At 56.2% G+C, this 18,455-nt stretch carries 15 protein-coding genes; 9 read left to right on the plus strand and 6 right to left on the minus strand.

The annotated features are described in order from the left end of the window. Window positions 1-4 precede the first annotated feature (4 nt). Together EDC54_RS11035 and EDC54_RS11040 are read left to right on the plus strand one after the other, a co-directional pair. Complete coding sequence (locus EDC54_RS11035) at window positions 5-1,438, plus strand: LutB/LldF family L-lactate oxidation iron-sulfur protein (protein WP_132456103.1); 1,434 nt, start codon at window positions 5-7, stop codon at window positions 1,436-1,438. Next, entirely contained in the window at window positions 1,438-2,133 is a 696-nt protein-coding gene (locus EDC54_RS11040; protein WP_132456105.1) for a LutC/YkgG family protein, read from the plus strand. Before EDC54_RS11035 ends, EDC54_RS11040 begins: the two co-directional genes overlap by 1 nt. A gap of 49 nt (window positions 2,134-2,182) precedes the next feature. On the opposite strand, the gene uvrA is transcribed toward EDC54_RS11040, so the two are convergent. Continuing rightward, window positions 2,183-5,017, minus strand: a complete 2,835-nt coding sequence (uvrA, locus tag EDC54_RS11045; protein ID WP_132456107.1) for an excinuclease ABC subunit UvrA — start codon at window positions 5,015-5,017, stop codon at window positions 2,183-2,185. A 325-nt stretch (window positions 5,018-5,342) separates the two neighbouring features. Between uvrA and ssb1 the strand changes: the two genes are divergently transcribed. Further along, complete coding sequence (gene ssb1 / locus EDC54_RS11050; protein WP_132456109.1) at window positions 5,343-5,873, plus strand: single-stranded DNA-binding protein SSB1; 531 nt, start codon at window positions 5,343-5,345, stop codon at window positions 5,871-5,873. A 114-nt stretch (window positions 5,874-5,987) separates the two neighbouring features. Further along, complete coding sequence (locus tag EDC54_RS11055) at window positions 5,988-6,983, plus strand: LacI family DNA-binding transcriptional regulator (RefSeq protein WP_132456111.1); 996 nt, start codon at window positions 5,988-5,990, stop codon at window positions 6,981-6,983. Window positions 6,984-7,097: 114 nt separating this feature from the next. On the opposite strand, the gene EDC54_RS11060 is transcribed toward EDC54_RS11055, so the two are convergent. After that, window positions 7,098-8,531, minus strand: a complete 1,434-nt coding sequence (locus tag EDC54_RS11060; protein WP_132456113.1) for a glycoside hydrolase family 32 protein — start codon at window positions 8,529-8,531, stop codon at window positions 7,098-7,100. A gap of 1 nt (window position 8,532) precedes the next feature. Further along, window positions 8,533-9,798: an MFS transporter gene (locus tag EDC54_RS11065; protein WP_132456115.1), complete on the minus strand. Its 1,266-nt coding sequence runs from the start codon at window positions 9,796-9,798 to the stop codon at window positions 8,533-8,535. 408 nt (window positions 9,799-10,206) lie between these two features. Between EDC54_RS11065 and EDC54_RS11070 the strand changes: the two genes are divergently transcribed. From EDC54_RS11070 to EDC54_RS11080, 3 genes are read left to right on the plus strand one after another with little or no spacing between them, the layout of a single operon-like run. After that, the gene (locus EDC54_RS11070) at window positions 10,207-10,914 is read left to right on the plus strand and encodes a metal ABC transporter ATP-binding protein (RefSeq protein ID WP_132456117.1); all 708 of its coding nucleotides are present in this window, start codon (window positions 10,207-10,209) and stop codon (window positions 10,912-10,914) included. Continuing rightward, complete coding sequence (locus EDC54_RS11075; protein ID WP_132456119.1) at window positions 10,911-11,765, plus strand: metal ABC transporter permease; 855 nt, start codon at window positions 10,911-10,913, stop codon at window positions 11,763-11,765. Before EDC54_RS11070 ends, EDC54_RS11075 begins: the two co-directional genes overlap by 4 nt. Before the next feature lie 47 nt (window positions 11,766-11,812). Next, window positions 11,813-12,691 carry a metal ABC transporter substrate-binding protein gene (locus tag EDC54_RS11080; RefSeq protein WP_132456121.1) on the plus strand — a complete coding sequence of 293 codons (879 nt, stop codon included), beginning with the start codon at window positions 11,813-11,815 and terminating at the stop codon, window positions 12,689-12,691. Between the two features lie 55 nt (window positions 12,692-12,746). Here the strand turns inward: EDC54_RS11080 and EDC54_RS11085 are convergent, their stop codons facing one another. From EDC54_RS11085 to dtnK, 3 genes are all read right to left on the minus strand, one after another. Then, entirely contained in the window at window positions 12,747-13,562 is an 816-nt protein-coding gene (locus EDC54_RS11085) for a DeoR/GlpR family DNA-binding transcription regulator (RefSeq protein WP_132456123.1), read from the minus strand. Window positions 13,563-13,825: 263 nt separating this feature from the next. Continuing rightward, on the minus strand, window positions 13,826-14,806 hold the full coding sequence (locus tag EDC54_RS11090) for a D-threonate 4-phosphate dehydrogenase (protein WP_132456125.1): 981 nt from the start codon (window positions 14,804-14,806) through the stop codon (window positions 13,826-13,828). After that, window positions 14,799-16,103, minus strand: a complete 1,305-nt coding sequence (gene dtnK, locus EDC54_RS11095) for a D-threonate kinase (protein WP_132456127.1) — start codon at window positions 16,101-16,103, stop codon at window positions 14,799-14,801. Before dtnK ends, EDC54_RS11090 begins: the two co-directional genes overlap by 8 nt. A 230-nt stretch (window positions 16,104-16,333) precedes the next feature. On the opposite strand from dtnK, the gene EDC54_RS11100 reads away from it, so the two are divergent. Beyond that, window positions 16,334-17,470 carry an iron-containing alcohol dehydrogenase gene (locus EDC54_RS11100; RefSeq protein WP_132456129.1) on the plus strand — a complete coding sequence of 379 codons (1,137 nt, stop codon included), beginning with the start codon at window positions 16,334-16,336 and terminating at the stop codon, window positions 17,468-17,470. Window positions 17,471-17,502: 32 nt separating this feature from the next. Continuing rightward, a complete protein-coding gene (locus EDC54_RS11105) occupies window positions 17,503-18,384 on the plus strand; it encodes a dihydrodipicolinate synthase family protein (RefSeq protein WP_132456131.1) in 882 nt (293 codons plus the stop codon). Window positions 18,385-18,455: the final 71 nt, after the last annotated feature.

Below are 18,455 nucleotides of genomic sequence, written 5' to 3' on the forward strand. Positions count from 1 at the left end.
CGCCATGTATCTCAAAACCAGTAACATCCCGTTTTACGAACGGGTACAGCAGCAGATTGATGATCCTGTTATGCGCCATGCGGTCGCGAATGCGCAGGATCGTATTGGCGCCAATCGTCAGAAAATGGTTGATGAGCTGGAACAGTGGGACGACTGGCGTTCACGCGCCGCCCAGATCCGCGCCCACGTACTCGACAATCTTGATGCCTACCTGTATCAGTTGAGCGAAAAGGTTCACGCCAACGGCGGAACGGTCTTTTTCGCCGACACGCGTGAGGACGCCACGCAGTATATTCTGCAAGTGGCGCAGGCCAAGCAGGCGCGCAAAATCGTAAAATCCAAATCCATGGTGACCGAAGAGATCGGCATGAACGCCGTGTTAGAGGGAGCCGGCATTGAGGTGGTGGAAACCGATTTGGGTGAATACATCCTGCAACTGGATAAGGATGCGCCCTCCCACGTGGTTGTGCCCGCCATCCATAAAGATCGCCATCAAATTCGCCGCATCTTGCAGGAAAAGCTGGGCTACGATGGCCCGGAAACGCCGGAAGCCATGACCCGTTTCATTCGTGAGAAAATCCGTAACGATTTTCTTAGCGCCGACATCGGGATCACCGGGTGCAACTTCGCGGTTGCGGAAACCGGTACGCTCAGTCTGGTCAGCAATGAAGGCAACGCCCGGCTCTGCACTACCGTGCCACACACTCATATCGCCGTCATGGGCATGGAACGCGTGGTTCCCACGTTTGAAGAATTGGACATCATTCTCACCATGCTGGCACGCAGCGCGGTCGGCGCCCGACTCACCGGCTATAACACCTGGCTAACCGGTCCGAAAGGAAGTGAGGAGAGCAACGGCCCGGAAGCGTTTCATCTGGTCATCGTGGACAATGGCCGCTCGAAAGTATTGGGATCGCCATTTCACGATATTCTGCGCTGCATTCGCTGCGGCGCCTGCATGAATACCTGCCCCGCCTATCGTCACATCGGCGGACACGGTTACGGCTCCATCTATCCCGGCCCGGTGGGCGCGGTGCTATCGCCGTTATTGGGTGGATATGACGACTTCAAAAATCTGCCTTACGCCTGCTCATTGTGTACCGCCTGTGACGATGTCTGTCCGGTAAGCATCCCCTTGTCTTCACTGATTCTGCAACATCGGCGCACCATGGCGGAAAACGGAATAACGCCGACGCTGGAACGGCGCACCGTACAGCTATTCAATTACGCCAACCGCCATTCCGGGTTGTGGAAGGTGGGTATGGTGGTTGGCGCACGCGCAGCACAGTTGATGATTCGCGACGGCAAGATGCCGTTCAACATTGGCGCGATCAAAGGGTGGACCGCAGCCCGCGACCTACCGGACGCAGACGGTGAAAGTTTCCGTAGCTGGTACAAAAAACATCGGCAACAACGCCGGAATGGGGAGAAAGAATAATGGAAAACCGCGATGCCTTTCTGCATAAACTCGCGCAGCGGCTGGGACGGGAACCACGGCAGACGCCGCACCCGCTGCCGCCCGTTAAAAACCACCCGGCCATTAACCGGCGGGCCGGGCTGACGCCGCAGCAATCCTGTGATGATTTCATCGCTTACGCCACCCATGTGATGCAGGCGCACTGCGAGCTTACTCCACTGGCGACGGTCGCGCAGGCCGCCGAACGTTTATGCCAACGCTATTGCGGCTCGCCGCTACTCATCAGCGGTGATGCCCGGCTGAAGGAAATCGGCGTAACCGACCACCTGCAACACGCCTTTCAGACACAGTGCTGGGATCCCAAAGCCGGTGACGAAAACCTGCGGGTGGCGAAAGATGCCAATATCGGCGTGGTCTATGCCGAATACGGTCTGAGCGAAACGGGCGGCGTCGTGGTGTTCTCAACGCCGCAGCAAGGACGCGCCATCAGTCTGCTTCCCACCTCGACACTGTTCATTCTGCATAAAAGCCGCCTGTTGCCGAGCGTGGCGCAGTTGGCTCAACGCCTGCGCCAGCGGGTACAGTCTGGGGAAGCGCTACCGTCCTGTATCAACCTGATAGCAGGGCCAAGCTCGACGGCGGATATCGAACTGATCAAAGTGGTGGGCGTGCATGGACCACTAAACGCGGTGTACCTGATCATTGAGGATTGCTAATCCCCCTGACAACGCGCCGGGAACCGCACACGGGCAGGGGGATAGAGACTTACCCTTCCTGCGCTAAAATAGGCCGCAGGAAACGCGCGGTGTGAGACTGTTCGCACGCCGCTACCGTTTCCGGCGTGCCGGCGACCAGAATCTCGCCACCGCCGCTGCCGCCTTCCGGCCCCAAATCAACAATCCAGTCTGCCGTTTTAATCACGTCCAGATTGTGCTCAATCACCACGATAGTATTGCCCTGATCGCGCAGTTGATGCAAAACGGCCAGAAGCTGCTGAATATCCGCAAAATGCAGGCCAGTGGTCGGTTCATCAAGAATATAGAGCGTCTGCCCGGTTCCACGCTTCGACAGTTCGCGCGCCAGTTTCACGCGTTGCGCTTCCCCACCGGACAGCGTCGTGGCCGACTGCCCAAGGCGAATATAGGACAGCCCGACATCGATCAGCGTTTGCAGTTTGCGCGCCAGCGCCGGAATGGCATCAAAGAACTCACGCGCTTCTTCAATGGTCATATCCAGCACTTCATGAATGCCTTTGCCTTTGTATTTAATTTCCAGCGTCTCGCGGTTATAGCGTTTGCCCTTACACTGGTCACACGGCACATAAATATCCGGCAGGAAGTGCATTTCTACTTTGATCACGCCGTCGCCCTGACAGGCCTCGCAGCGTCCGCCGCGCACGTTAAAGCTGAAACGGCCGGGATTATAGCCACGAGAACGGGCCTCCGGCACGCCGGCGAACAGCTCGCGGATCGGCGTAAAAATGCCGGTGTAAGTCGCCGGGTTGGAACGCGGCGTGCGCCCGATAGGACTTTGATCGATGTCGATCACCTTATCGAAATGTTCCAGCCCCTGAATTTCACGGTAGGCGGCGGGCTCCGCCAGCGTTGCGCCATTCAACTGGCGCTGGGCCAGAGGGAATAAGGTATCGTTGATCAAGGTCGATTTCCCCGACCCCGACACCCCGGTGATGCAGGTAAACAGACCAACCGGCAGCGTCAGCGTGACGTCTTTCAGGTTATTGCCCTTTGCGCCAATCAGCTTCAGCACATTGGTCGGATCGGCAGGCACGCGCTGCTTAGGGATTTCGATTTTGCGTTTACCGCTGAGGAATTGCCCCGTCAGCGAATCCGGCACCGCCATAATCTCGTCCATCGTGCCTTCTGCGACAATCCGACCGCCGTGCACGCCCGCACCGGGACCAATGTCGATCACATGGTCAGCGGCGCGAATCGCGTCTTCATCGTGTTCCACCACAATCACGGTATTGCCCAGATTGCGCAGATGAATCAGCGTTTCCAGCAGGCGTTCGTTGTCCCGCTGGTGCAGCCCGATGGACGGTTCGTCCAACACGTACATCACGCCGACCAGCCCGGCGCCAATCTGGCTCGCCAGACGGATACGCTGCGCCTCGCCGCCGGACAGCGTTTCCGCCGAGCGGGAAAGCGACAGGTAGTTCAACCCGACATTCACCAGAAATTTCAGCCGATCTCCGATCTCTTTCAGCACTTTCTCCGCGATTTTGGCACGCTGCCCGCTGAGCTTCATATTCTGGAAAAACGTCATCGCATGGCCGATGCTCATCTCAGAAATCTGCGGCAGCGTCGTTTGCTCGACGAACACGTGGCGCGCTTCCTCACGCAGACGCGTTCCGCCGCAGCTGGCGCAGGCGCGGTTGCTGATGAATTTCGCCAGCTCCTCGCGCACCGCCGTGGATTCCGTCTCTTTATAGCGGCGTTCCATGTTGTGCAGCACGCCTTCAAACGGATGGCGGCGCACGGAGGTGTCGCCGCGATCGTTAATATATTTGAATTCGACGTTCTCTTTGCCGGAGCCGTACAAAATCACCTTCTGCACCGTCGCGCTCAGGCTTTCAAACGGGGCATCGATGTCAAACTGGTAATGCTCCGCCAGCGAGCGCAGCATCTGGAAATAGTAGAAGTTGCGGCGATCCCAGCCGCGAATCGCGCCTCCCGCCAGCGACAGCTCCGCATTTTGCACGACGCGAGCCGGATCGAAGAACTGCTGTACGCCCAGCCCATCGCAGCTCGGGCACGCGCCCGCCGGGTTGTTGAACGAGAACATTCGCGGTTCCAGCTCGTGCATACTGTAGCCACAGATCGGGCAGGCGAAATTCGCCGAGAACAGCAGTTCAGGCTGCGTGGGATCGTCCATATCGGCCACGACCACGCTACCGCCGGACAGCTCCAGCGCGGTTTCAAACGATTCCGCCAGCCGCTGCGCCAAATCTTCGCGCACTTTAAACCGATCGACGACGACTTCGATCGTGTGCTTTTTCTGTAATTCCAGCTTCGGCGGATCGGACAGATCGCAAACCTCACCGTCGATACGGGCGCGGATATAGCCTTGCGAAGCCAGATTTTCCAATGTTTTACTGTGTTCGCCTTTGCGATCTTTCACTATCGGCGCCAGCAGCATCAGGCGCTTGCCGTCCGGCTGCGCCAGCACATTGTCCACCATCTGACTGACCGTTTGCGCATCCAGCGGCACATCGTGTTCCGGGCAGCGCGGCTCCCCTACGCGGGCAAACAGCAGGCGCAGATAGTCATGAATTTCGGTAATCGTCCCAACCGTGGAGCGCGGGTTATGCGAGGTGGATTTTTGTTCGATGGAAATGGCAGGCGACAGCCCTTCGATATGATCGACGTCCGGTTTTTCCATCAGCGAAAGAAACTGACGGGCATAGGCGGAGAGTGATTCCACATAGCGCCGCTGCCCTTCGGCATACAGCGTGTCAAACGCCAGCGATGACTTACCCGAGCCAGACAGCCCCGTAATGACGATCAGCTTGTCACGGGGGATTGTCAGGTTGATATTCTTGAGATTATGGGTACGAGCACCACGAACTTCGATCTTATCCATTCACACACTTCCCGGAATAAAAACGGTTTGTCATCGCCTCTCGAACAGAGAGAACCGGTACGAAACCAGCAATTATGGCATAAAAAAAATGCCGGACACGTTTTTTAACGTCGCTTGCAGCGACTCGAAGAAGCGGCAAGCCCGGAATAGCTTGCCACAAAAAAAGCTGAATGGATATACAGTATTAAACTTGTTTACGTTGCAAACGCTGCAAATCCGGCTTTCGTTTCGGAAGCCACTTCGCAGGTATGACAGAGCGTTTTCCCATGTTAAGATTGATCGTTTAGACTTAAATAAATCTATCGATTCATCAGGAGACACGAGCATGGCCAGCAGAGGCGTTAATAAAGTGATTCTTGTCGGGAATCTGGGTCAAGACCCGGAAGTCCGCTATATGCCGAATGGCGGTGCGGTTGCCAACATCACGCTGGCGACGTCGGAAAGCTGGCGTGACAAGCAGACCGGTGAGCAGAAAGAGAAAACGGAATGGCACCGCGTAGTGCTGTTCGGCAAGCTGGCGGAAGTCGCCGGCGAATACCTGCGCAAAGGCTCTCAGGTCTACATTGAAGGCGCACTGCAAACCCGTAAATGGACCGACCAATCCGGCGTAGAACGTTATACGACGGAAGTCGTGGTTAACGTCGGCGGCACGATGCAAATGCTGGGCGGGCGTCAGAGCGGCGGCGCGGCGGCGGGCGGCGGTCAGCAGCAAGGCGGTTGGGGTCAACCACAACAACCGCAGGGCGGCGCCCAATTCAGCGGCGGCGCACAGGCTCAGCAGCGCCCGGCGCAAAATAGCGCGCCCGCGCAGAGCAACGAACCGCCAATGGATTTCGACGACGACATTCCGTTCTGAGTGCGACATTATCCCGTCACACCGATGGCCACCACATTATCCTGTGGTGGCCATCGGCTATTGAACACCCTTTTATGATAAAGTGGTCATCATCTTCATCATAATGGAAAAAGTATGGTTTCCCTGAAGGACGTTGCGCAGCTGGCGGGGGTATCAATGATGACGGTGTCTCGCGTCATCAACCATCCCGATACCGTTCGCCCCGAAACCAGAAAACGCGTTATGCAAGCGGTACAAACGCTTAACTATATTCCCGACCATTCCGCACGAAAAATACGCACCCAGCGCAATCGCGCCTCGACGATTGCGATTCTGGCGAAAGATACCGCGACGACCCCGTTCTCCGTCGAAATCTTATTGGCGATAGAACAAACGGCCCGGGAAAAAGGTTGGAATAGCTTCCTGATTAATATCTTTTCAGAGCAGGACAGCGAACGCGCAGTACGACAGCTGTTAGCTCAGAGGCCGGACGGCATTATTTATACCACCATGGGGCTTCGCCATGTCACTCTGCCGAGCGCGCTGCGTGGGGAAAATGTCATCTTAGCGAACTGTCTGTCAGACGATCGCTCGCTCCCTGCCTACGTTCCCAATAATGCTGACGCCCAGTATCAGGCGACACGCCATCTTATTGAGCGCGGTTATCAAAAGCCGCTCTGCTTTTGGCTACCCGAAGCAGAACCGGCAAGCCACGACCGCCGCGCAGGGTTTGAACGCGCGTGGCTCGAAGCGGGACGTTCACTCTCCGACGTATCGCAACACCACATGTTGCTCGGAGACGAGCACTACACCGATTTGGCTGGCCTGCTGGCGACCCGAATACAAAACAACCGACCGTATTTTGATGTCCTGATCTGCGGCAACGATCGGATCGCCTTTATCGCTTATCAGGTCTTGCTCGCCAACGGGATCGCCATCCCTGAGCAGGTCGCGGTATTGGGGTTTGATAATCAGGTCGGTATGGGAGATTTATTTCTTCCCCCCCTTTCGACCATACAGTTACCCCACGATGAGATTGGTCGTCAGGCAACGCTTCACATTATTGAAAAGCGGGAAAACGGCGGTTGCCAACAGCTTCCTTGCCCTCTATTGATACGCTCATCAACCTAGTTCGACTGACGGCCCGGACTGAAAAACGGGCACTGCCTTTCAGTCGGCGGTGCCCGTTCATTAACCTTCAATGTTTCTACGCTATGAATCGTCAAGCGTGATGAAACCCGGCGCTTAACCCAGAAGCCAGAAAAAGCCGCCGAGCATTACCGCTTCCCCCTGATTGGCGTAGAGCGTCAATGCGCGCTGCTCCGGCTGGGGATAAATACGGCTCGTCATACTGGCTTCTCCATCATTCACGAACACTTCCACCGAAGAGCGGTCGATAAACATCCGAATATTCAGGCGCGCGCAAACGGGCAGCGCAATACTCCGGTAGCCGTCCATCCCTTCCTGCGGGTAACGCCGCCATAGCACCAAACGTTTAGCCTGGTTATCCACATAAAGTTGCAGGCCGTCGCCCAACCTGATGCCGTACTGCTCGGACTGGCTTCGCGCGACATCCCAACAGATTTCCAGCTCAACCGCCTCTGCGCATTCCGTAATGATATGCGTGTTCGTGATGGTCGCAGGCTCGATATACTGCCGTTGCTGGCGCAGGCTCTCAACTTCGCGAACGGGCCGCTGGTATAGCTTTCCGTTCTGTTCACTCAGTTCGCGCGGCAAGGTAAAGGCTCCCGACCAGCCTTCCCGTTTAGACGGCATGGGGGATTCCCACATGTCCATCCATCCCAGTATGACGCGTCGGCCATCCGCCGCTAAAAAGGACTGCGGCGCATAAAAATCATGACCATGATCCAGCTCTTCAAAGACACCTGTCCGCTTAAACACGGTTTCCGGCCGCCAATGCCCTTGCAATACGCCACTTTGAAAACGATTTCGATAGGCATAGCCTTCTGCGTTCATTCCCTGAGGCGAAAACATGAGGTAATCGTGTTCGCCCAGCGGAAAAAAGTCCGGGCACTCCCACATAAATCCTTCCTGAGCGTTGGCCTGCGCCAATACCCGTTCAAAACACCATTCCGATAGCGAGATGCCGCGATAAAGCAACACCTGCCCTTTGTCACGCGCGTCACGAGCACCGACAACCATCCACCAGTTGTCGCCGTCACGCCAGACCTTGGGATCGCGAAAGTGCATGATCCCATCCGGCGGCGTGAGAATGACGCCCCGTTTTTCAAAATGGATGCCATCGTGGCTGATCGCAAGACATTGCACCTCACGAATGGCGCTGTCGTCGCCTTCCCCTGATAGCCAGACATGCCCGGTATAAATCAGCGATAGCACGCCCCCATCATCCACCGCACTGCCAGAGAAGCAGCCATCCAGATCGTATTCATCTCCGGGCGCCAGCGCGATAGGCTCGTGCTGCCAGTGCACCATATCCGGACTCGTCGCGTGCCCCCAATGCATTGGTCCCCAATGTTCGCTCATGGGGTGATGTTGGTAGAAAGCGTGGTAGCGGCCATTGAAATAGATTAAGCCATTGGGATCATTCATCCATCCCGCAGGCGGCGCTAAGTGGTAGCGCGGGTAAAACGTGTTGCCGCGCTGCGTCAACAGCGCATCCCGCGCAGATTCTGCCTTTATCAAACGTGATTTCATCATTTCACCGTGCTGTCGTATTGATCGTTTCAGAAACCGGTTCGTGCTGCGCTGAGCTGAGTAAAATGGCAGATACCAATGTCAGCACAAACACCGCAACGGCCAGAAGCATGTAGGTGTTAGCAAAGCCCATAGCGTCATAGCCATAACCCACGACAGGCGAGAGGATGGCGGCGCAAAAGGAGGTGACAAACTGGAATCCCACCAGATAGAGCGTGGCCGAAAGGCGTTTATCAAACTGCGAGGTAATGTATTTGAACATGGAGATGAGCAGAATCGGGAGCTCAACGGCGTGCAGTAATTTTAACAGCGAGATCGTGAACGTATCGTCCGCCAATCCCGAACCGAATATCCTCAGCGTCATGATCAGGCCGCTTAACAGCAGTCCGCGTTTGGCCCCGATGCGATTAACCAGAAAAGGCGCTAAAAACATGCCGCCGGCTTCCAAAAACACCTGAAAAGAATTGAGGAATCCGAACATTTCATTGCCTCTGGCGGGGTCGCTAAACAGCGAGGCGAAATAGACGGGAAACTGTTGATCGTAAACGTTATAGACGCTCACGCCGCAGACAAACACCACCAGCGACCAGAACCGCGGCAAGCGCAATAGCCCGATGGCATCGGCGAGCGTTAAGGCATTACTCTTGCCGTATTCCAGCTCCCCCATCGCGTGCGGTTTAATCTCATTAAGGTGCCATAGCAGCAGCAAAAAGACGCTGGCCGACACACAGGCCATCCAGAAATTCAGGTTAGGATCGAGGTTAAACAGCATACCGGCGAAGAACGTCGCCCCCGCCCATCCAAGCGACCCCCACATGCGGGCTTTGCCGTACTCAAACCCCATGATGCGGCTGACGCGCTCGGTATAGGACTCAAGCGCGCCGATCCCGGCGAAAAACGTCGCGCCGACATAGATCCCCACGCTGAATGCCCCCAAAAACATATTCCAGCGTAAAAGCGGCGTTCCGACGAAAATAAACCACGGCCCGCTCAGCAATAACAGCGCGCCAATCCCCCACAGCAGGTTCTTACGCAGTCCCAGCTTATCCTGGATAAAGCCATAAACCGGTTGGGCAAAAAAGGCAGTGAGGCTGATGATGGAGAAAATGATCCCGGTATCGGTTCCCCGCAGGCCGACTTTCTGATTCAGCCAAAGCGAGATAAGCGAAAAGACTGAAGACCATGTCCAGAAAAAAGTGAAGAGGAGTCCACTTAATTTGAAGTAATTTCGCCTGGCAGAATATGCCGGAGTGTATGCATGTTTATTCATGGTGAGGTATTCCACAAAAATCCCGACACCATTGTTAACGTTAACATTGGCGAAGTTAAATATAAACCGGGGATATTTGTGATGGCAAGCACAAATGTTAACGTTAACTTTTATTTTTTGTGATGTATCGCTCAATTTTCGCTCGTCTTAATGTACCGAACGGGCCCTCTGACGTGCGGCTCCTGACGGGTCTATCGGCGCAGGTAAAAAGCATGACGGAATGACATACTTTCTTACCTATTCAGGATGGCATTCGTGGTAATCGATGATATGTTATAATGTAACAAATCAACCTTTACCGATGATAATGACAAGCTTTTATTCCCTCTCCGCGCTGAAGCGCGTATCCCTTGCTTCCTTACTGCTGGTTGCGCTGTGGCTTCTGGTTGGATGGGCGGTCATGTTGCCATGATGACCTTACAGGAATTGTCCTTTGGCTATCGGGGCCACCCACCGCTGGGCACAATAAGCGGTTGCTTTCAACCAGGATCGCTGACGGCGATTATCGGCGCGAACGGCAGCGGCAAATCCACTCTGTTGAAAACGCTGGCAAACTTGCTGCCGCCGCTTTCAGGTTCTTTCCATCTCGGCGGCGGTCGCGCTAATACGATTGGGTATTTACCCCAGCTCTCCGAGTTTGATCGCCAGTTCCCTATCAGCGTGCGCGATCTGGTGCTAATGGGATCCCTGCCGCATCGCGGATTGCTGCGCGGCATTAACGCCAGCTGGCGCCACAAGGCGAGCAATGCGCTCGACGCCGTCTCAATGCGTGATTTCGCCGATTGCCATATCGGCATCCTCTCCGGCGGGCAGCTACAGCGTGTGCTCTTTGCGCGGCTGCTGCTCACGCAGGCGCCGCTCATTTTGCTGGACGAGCCTTTCACCGGCGTCGATAGCCAAACCACGCAATCGCTGATGCAGATTATCGAGCGACTCCACGCCGACGGCAGAACCATTCTGGCCGTGTTGCACAATCTGGAACTCGTCCGGCAACACTTTCCGTATGTCTTGCAGCTGACACAGGGCGGTCATCGCTGGGGGGAGACACAGACCATTCTACCCGGCCAGCACACGGACGGCAGTTATGCGTCCACACTCAGGATCGTAACGGCATGACGCTATTCCATCTCATCACCTCTCCCTTTGCCGAATTTGGCTTTATGCGTCGTGCGCTGGTTGGCTGTCTGGTCCTGACGCTCAGCGCCGCCCCGCTGGGCTGCTTCCTGCTGCTCAGACGTATGAGCCTGATTGGCGATGCGCTGTCGCACGCGGTGTTGCCCGGCGTGGCAATCGGCTATCTCATCTCCGGGATGTCGCTGCTGGCGATGGGGGTCGGCGGTTTTATCGCCGGGTTGGCTGTCGCCATGCTCTCAGGGCTGGTTAGTCAGCATACACAGCTGAAAGAGGACGCCAGCTTCGCCGGTTTTTATCTCGGTTCACTGGCGCTCGGCGTTACGTTGGTCTCGCTACGCGGCTCCAGCATTGATTTGCTGCATGTTCTGTTCGGTTCGATTCTGGCCGTCGATCGTGCCGCGCTGATCGACATCGCGCTGATCGGCTCGGGTTCCCTGTTGGCGCTAGCGGTGATCTATCGGGCATTGGTGGTGGAATCTTTTGACGTCACCTTCCTGCGCACCTGTTCAGGGCGCTACCGGATGCTGACTCACGCCCTGTTTCTGTCGCTGGTGGTGCTGAATCTGGTGGCGGGATTCCAGCTGTTAGGCACGCTGATGACGGTCGGCATGATGATGTTGCCCGCCGCCAGCGCGCGTTTCTGGACACAGCGCCTGCCCGTCATGCTCGGCATCGCCGTACTGCAAGGCTCGATCGCCAGCCTGCTCGGCCTGCTGTGGTCTTACTATGCCGAGCTGCCTGCCGGGCCTGCCATTATCCTGACCATGACGTTGTTTTTCTGCTTCTCGGTCTGCGCAGGTCAGCACGGCGGGCTGCTACGCCAACATCGCTGACCGACTCCTTGCTATTTCCCGTTATCAACCACTTTTATGAGGTAAAAATGAAACGTTCACTGTTAACCGTCATCCTATCCAGCCTGTTGCTTAGCCCACTGGCCATCGCGAAGAATCTGGATGTTGTCGCCAGCTTTTCCGTGCTCGGCGATATGGTCAGCCACATCGGCGGCGATCGCGTGACCGTGACCGATCTGGTCGGGCCCAATGGCGATCCGCATGATTTTGAACCCTCCCCGCAAGACAGCAAGACGCTGGCGCACGCCGATCTGGTTTTCGTTAACGGACTCGGACTGGAAGGATGGCTCGACCGGCTGGTGAGTGCTTCCGGCTATCGCGGAGACATCATCACGGCATCAAGCGGGATTGAAACAAAAACGATGGTGGAAGACGGGAAGACGGAAACCGATCCCCATGCATGGAATAGTATGAGCAACGGCGTGGTTTATGCGCGCAACATCGTCAACGCGCTGGTGAAAGCCGATCCGCAGCATGCGGATGACTACCGTCAGCAAGGGGAAGCCTACATCAAGCAGCTACAAGCGTTGGATCGCTATGCGAAGAAAACCTTTGCCGACATTCCAGCGGAAAAACGCAAGGTGCTAACCAGCCATGATGCCTTCGGCTATTTCAGCCAGGCCTACGGCGTGAAGTTCCTGTCACCGGTCGGTTACTCCACCGAATCCGAAGCCAGTAGTAAGAAAGTGGCGGCGCTGATTAAGCAAATCAAACGCGAAAAGGTAAAGAGCTACTTCATTGAAAACCAGACCGATGGGCGTCTGGTGAAACAAATCGCAAGTGCCAGCGGCGCGCAGCCCGGCGGCGAACTGTATCCTGAAGCGCTGACCGATGCATCCGGTCCGGCAGCAACCTATACCGCGGCCTTTAAACACAACGTCGATACCCTTGCCGCCAGTATGAAGTGAACGCGCGGCGATAATTCGCCCGACAACACGCCAGGGAAGGCGCCCCCATATGGGACTAGACCAACGTCAGGTTAAAGGCTTTGCCTTTCAACTGCGCCAGCGTCTCCGGCTCTAACGCGCTGTCGGTCACGATATCCGTCAGCGCCGACAAAGGCATGACGCAGAACAGGGAATACGCCCCGTATTTACTGCTGTCGGCCAGCAAGACTCGTCGACTGGCGTTCACACCGAGATCTTGTTTCACGCCGGCTTTCTCTTCCGTCGGCGTTGTGACGCCTTTATCCAGACTCCATGAATTGCAACTGATGAACGCAATATCGGGATAAATACTGCGTAACAGACGACGGCCATGCTCGCCAATACAAGACTGGCTGCTGTCATCAATACGACCGCCGATAATGGTCACTTCAATCTGTTTGAATTCGGACAGAAACAGCGCGATTTGCAGGTCGGCAGTAATCACGCGCAGCGGGATATGGGTCAGATTGCGGGCTAGTTCCAGCATTGTCGTGCCGGCGTCAAGCACCACCGCACTGCCCGGCTTCACCAGCGTTGCGGCATAGCGGGCTATCGCCTGTTTTTCCTGAAGATTACGATGCAGCTTCTCATTCGTGGTCGGCTGGGAAGGAATAAAACGATTAAGCGTTACCCCGCCATGACTTCGGCTGATCACGCCCTGTTCGTCCAGCTTGATCAAATCGCGGCGAATGGTCGCCGGAGAGGCATCGACAACGGAGACCAGCTCCTCTACCGTCACCAGATTGTGGCTTTTCAGATAGTCCATGATCTGATCGAGACGGCTCTGCCCTTTTATTTTCTCCCCGCCTGAGCGGTAAGCATCGGTTAATATGGGATCCACGGCGCTATCCATTTTGCTGTCATAACATTATTTTAAGTGGTTGGGAAACCGAGATAAAGAATGAAAACGATGATAATAGGATAGAAGAGCGACGGGTTTGTGCCAGGGACAGCGGCACCAGGAACGCTTTTATTATCCGTACGACGTCAGTATTTCTGGTTGCAGGATACCAGAAACCTTCCCGGGCACGGGAAGGAAGATATCCGGTCATGCGCGTTGTATTGTCTTTCGTGCCCCTCACACCTCGCGCCGCCAACGGTGATGCCCCCCGCAGATCAGGCAAGTTGCGTCGCTAACTGAATAGAGATCGCCATACTTTCAGACTTCGCCTTTCCCGTCCAGGCAATATCAAATGCGGTACCGTGATCGGCCGATGTACGGATAAACGGCAGACCGGCAGTGATATTCACCCCATCGTAAAAGCCCAACAGCTTGAGCGGAATATGCCCTTGATCGTGATACATCGCCACCACCATGTCGTACTGGCCTTCATACGCCTGCAAATAAACGGTATCCGGCGGGCACGGGCCATAAACATCAATGCCTTTCGCTTTCATCGCGGCAACCGAAGGGGACACGATGTTGATCTCCTCATCGCCAAACAGACCGTTTTCTCCCGCGTGCGGGTTCACCCCCGCAACGGCGATGCGCGGATGGGTAAAACCGACGCGTTTAAGGAAGACGTCCGCCATGTCGATCACGGTTTCCACCCGCTCGCGGTTCAGGGTATCCAGAAACTTACGCAGCGCGATATGCGTGGTAACGTGGATCACCTTTAGCTTATCGGTGTACAGCACCATCGCATAGTCGCGGCTGTTGGTCAGCTTCGCCAGCAGTTCCGTATGGCCCGGATAAAGATGGCCCGCGGCGTGCAACGCTTCCTTATTCAGCGGCGCGGTCGCAATCGCATGGACTTGCCCCGCCATCGCCAGTTCAGTCGCCTTCTTAATGCAGCGATAGGCCAGATCGCCAGCCTGTGCCTGAACGACACCCGGCTGTAGCGCGGCGGGATCCTGCAACGGCTCATCAATGATGTTCATCACGCCGGGCGCAAACACCGCGTCTGCGGGTTTCTCAATGACGTTCAGCTCGACCTCGGGCACAACATTCAGCGCGAGAATACGACGCATCGTCTGCACGCAGCCGACGACGACGGCAGAGGCACCGGAGAGCTCGCCTTCGGCCAGAGATTTGATAATAATTTCCGGCCCAATCCCCGCCGGATCCCCCATCGTTACCGCAATAATTTTACTCACTGGCCTTCTCCTCAATAAAACGTAAAACGTCGAGCAGTGTCGTTTCGTTACCAAAACCCCCTGCTTTCGTCATGACAGGGATCGTGCCAATCGTGCTGTTCAGCAAGTATCCCCACGGCACGCAGGATGCGATTTGCCCCTTAACCTGAAAACCGGTGGCCCCCAACGCGGTTGCCACGGCAATCGCGATATCGCCACCGGATAAATACAGCCCGCCCGGCAGACATCGCTTCGCGCCGTCCGCGGCCTGAACAATGCTGCGCGTTAATTCCCCCAGATAGTGGCCGATCGTTTCACCAAGCTGCTGTCGGCTCATGCCAAATTCCCGACAGCGCGCGTCGATTTCAAAGCGCTGATTTTCGTCGTGGCAGGTGCGGATTATGCAGTGCTGGCCCTTCATCAGGGCCGCAACCGCCGTCTGACGCTCGGCGGCCATGGCGATTGAGGCGCGGGGGGAAAAAATCGCCTGGATATCCACTTCAACCAGCGTGACGTCTCGGCTCTGGCAGGCCGCCGCAATCTGTTTCTGAGCGATATCGCTCATTGACCCCACAACGGCCAACAGCGGCCGGTCGATGTTATGGGTAAAAACCAGCGCGTTCGCCAGGGCTTCGCTCAAGCCTGCCGAACCCACCAGCAGCGGGCGAAACGGCAGCGCGCGAGCGGCATCGACGATGCGAGTCAAATCATCCTGCGCCTCCGAATCCAGCACGATCAGCCGCGCGCCCTCAGCCACCAGCTGCTGCAAACGCTGGGCTAGCGTGTCTTTGCGTACCTCATCAAGATGCAGCTCCGCCACCGGCAAGGCCGTTTGTTCCGCCAGACGCGCAGCGATAGAAGCCGACGTCACCGGCGTTTTCGGGTCGCTGGCAAATTCTGTTTCGCTAAGCAGACGACCGTTAACCCAGACGGCGCCGCGGCGAGTCACGCGTCCCAGCGCCGGCGAGGCGGCCGCAATCAGCGCGACGGGCAAATCCGCGGCAGATAGCGCCGCCGCGACTTCCGCCCCCAGATTCCCGCGCAGCGTGGAATCGATTTTCTTGATCATCCAGCCCTGACCGCCGGCGTTCAGCCAGGCGGCGACCGCCTCTGCGGTACGTTGGGACGCGATATCCTGCCGTGCCGCACGGCTGTCGGTATTGACGACCACGGCGTCGCCCAACCAATCCGCACGCAGTTTATTGACGTCGAATATGACGTTAACCCGTGCGCCATGCTGCGCCAGACCGACGCCCGCGTCATTGGCACCTGTAAAATCATCAGCGACAACGAAGACCTGCTCTGCTGATTGCTGCACGTTTGGCGTCCCTCATGTTCGATTGATTACCTGACAATGATTATATTAAATCATATTTGATTATATGTGAGCAATATCAAATTATTTAACAGGAATTTCACCTATAAATTACCTCCACGATACGGCAAATGGTACGGCGTTGTGATTAGCGACACCTCATTTGACTGAAAACAATCATCATGGCGATGACGCCACGACGAAGAAGAAGAGAACAAGGCAAGGTAATAAGCATGAACATCAACAGCACCATACTCAGCGGTTACCGGGTACTCCAGGACATCAGCCACCTGTTATCTGGTAAGCAGCATGTTTTATTCGTCACCGACCAAAACATTGTCGGTCTGCCTGACGTTCAGGCGCTGATCGCCCAGGTTAAGCAAGCCGTTCCGCAGGTTCTGTTGGTGGATAACGTTCCCGCTGAGCCGAGCCAGCACGATGTCGCCCGGATCCTGAGTCAGATCCCCCAAACCCAAACCGACCTGGTGATCGGCGTGGGCGGCGGCAGCGTATTGGACGTCGCCAAACTGCTCTCCCTCCTGTGCGCAGGAGATGAAACCGTGACGCTGGACAGTCTGTTAGCGGGGGAAAAACCCACACGCCGCACACTTTCTCTGCTCGTCCCGACGACGGCGGGAACCGGTTCTGAAGCGACGCCCAATGCGATTCTGGCGATTCCGGAAAAAGAGACCAAAATTGGCATTATCACGCCGGTCATGATGCCGGACTATGTCGCGCTGGTGCCGGAGTTAACCACCAGTATGCCGCCGCATATTGCCGCCTCCACCGGGATTGACGCCCTCTGCCACCTGATCGAGTGCTTCACGTCAACCATTGCCAACCCGGTCAGCGACAACTATGCGCTGATTGGGCTGAAAAAGCTGTTCGCCAACCTCGAAACCGCCGTGCGCGAGCCGGGCAATCTCGAAGCCAAACTGAATATGCTGTGGGCTTCTTATTACGGCGGTGCCGCCATTGCCCATTCCGGAACGCATCTGGTCCACGCCATGTCTTACCCGCTAGGCGGCAAGTATCACATTCCGCACGGCGTCGCGAACGCGATCCTGCTCGCGCCCTGCATGCGTTTCGTCCAGCACGCGGCACAGGACAAATTCGCACAGGCGTATGACCTGCTGCCCGACGCCGATCCGACACTTGATACGGCAGAAAAAGCCCAGGCGCTGGTGATCTACTTCACCGAGCTGGTCAAACGGCTCGACCTACCAAACACCTTGCAACAGCTTGGCGTGGAAAAAGATCACCTGCCTTATCTGGTCGATGCCGCGCTACAGGTTCAGCGCCTGATGAAAAACGTGCCGACACCGGTCAGCGCCGACGATGTCCGCGACGTTTATCTGACCCTGTTCTAGTTTCCGTTTATCCGATTGAGAGGAATGACATAATGAGCAAAATTGCCGGCGTCTTGACCGCCATCGTCACCCCGTTTGATAACCAGGGTGAATTCAACCCCGCCGCCTTGCGCCGTCAGGTTCAGCGACAAATGCAATACGGCAACGGTATTTTCTGTAACGGCACCAACGGCGAATTTTTTGTCTTGCACACCGACGAAAAAGTCGCCGTCACCGAAACCTGTGTGGATGAAGCCGCAGGAAAAGTCCCGGTTGTCGGCCATATCGGTGAAATCTCCACGCGGGAAACCATCAAGCTGGGTAAGCGCATCGCCGCGCTGGGCGTGGATGCCGTTTCCGTGATCACCCCGTACTTCATTCCGCTCAAGCAGGAAGAGCTGATCGCCCACTACACCGCCGTCGCCGATGCGCTGACGGTGCCGGTTTTTCTCTACAACATTCCCGCCCGCACGGGGAATACGCTGGCGCCGGAAACCGTCCGCACGCTGGCGGATCACCCCAACATTATCGGCATTAAAGACAGCGCAGGCAGCTATGAGAGTCTGAGCGGTTATTTGCAGGCCGTGAAAGGCGTACCGGGATTTAACGTTTTAAACGGCCCTGATTCGCTCATTCATCAGGGGTTTGTCGACGGTTGCTCCGCCTGCATTTCCGGGCTGGCGAACGTCGCGCCGGAACCCATCAGCCAAATCTGGCATCGCTTCCATGCCGGGGATATTGAAGGATCGCGTGAGGCGCAAGAACAGGTGGCTGAATTACGTAAGACGCTCTACGCCATCGCCTTTTCGCCTGCGGTCGTCAAAAAAGCGCTGACGATCATGGGCGAGGATGTCGGCGTGAGCCGCTATCCGATCCAGTTCTCGGCGCAAGACGAGGACGCTATCCGCAATATTATTGGCCGTTTACTCAATTAACTCACTTATTTTTTAGCAGCACAGACGGCGAGCCGCTGTGCTGCCTGTAAATCGACACCTTAGGAAAATAG

The organism is Samsonia erythrinae, assembly GCF_004342665.1.
Classification (GTDB): Bacteria; Pseudomonadota; Gammaproteobacteria; order Enterobacterales; family Enterobacteriaceae; genus Samsonia; species Samsonia erythrinae.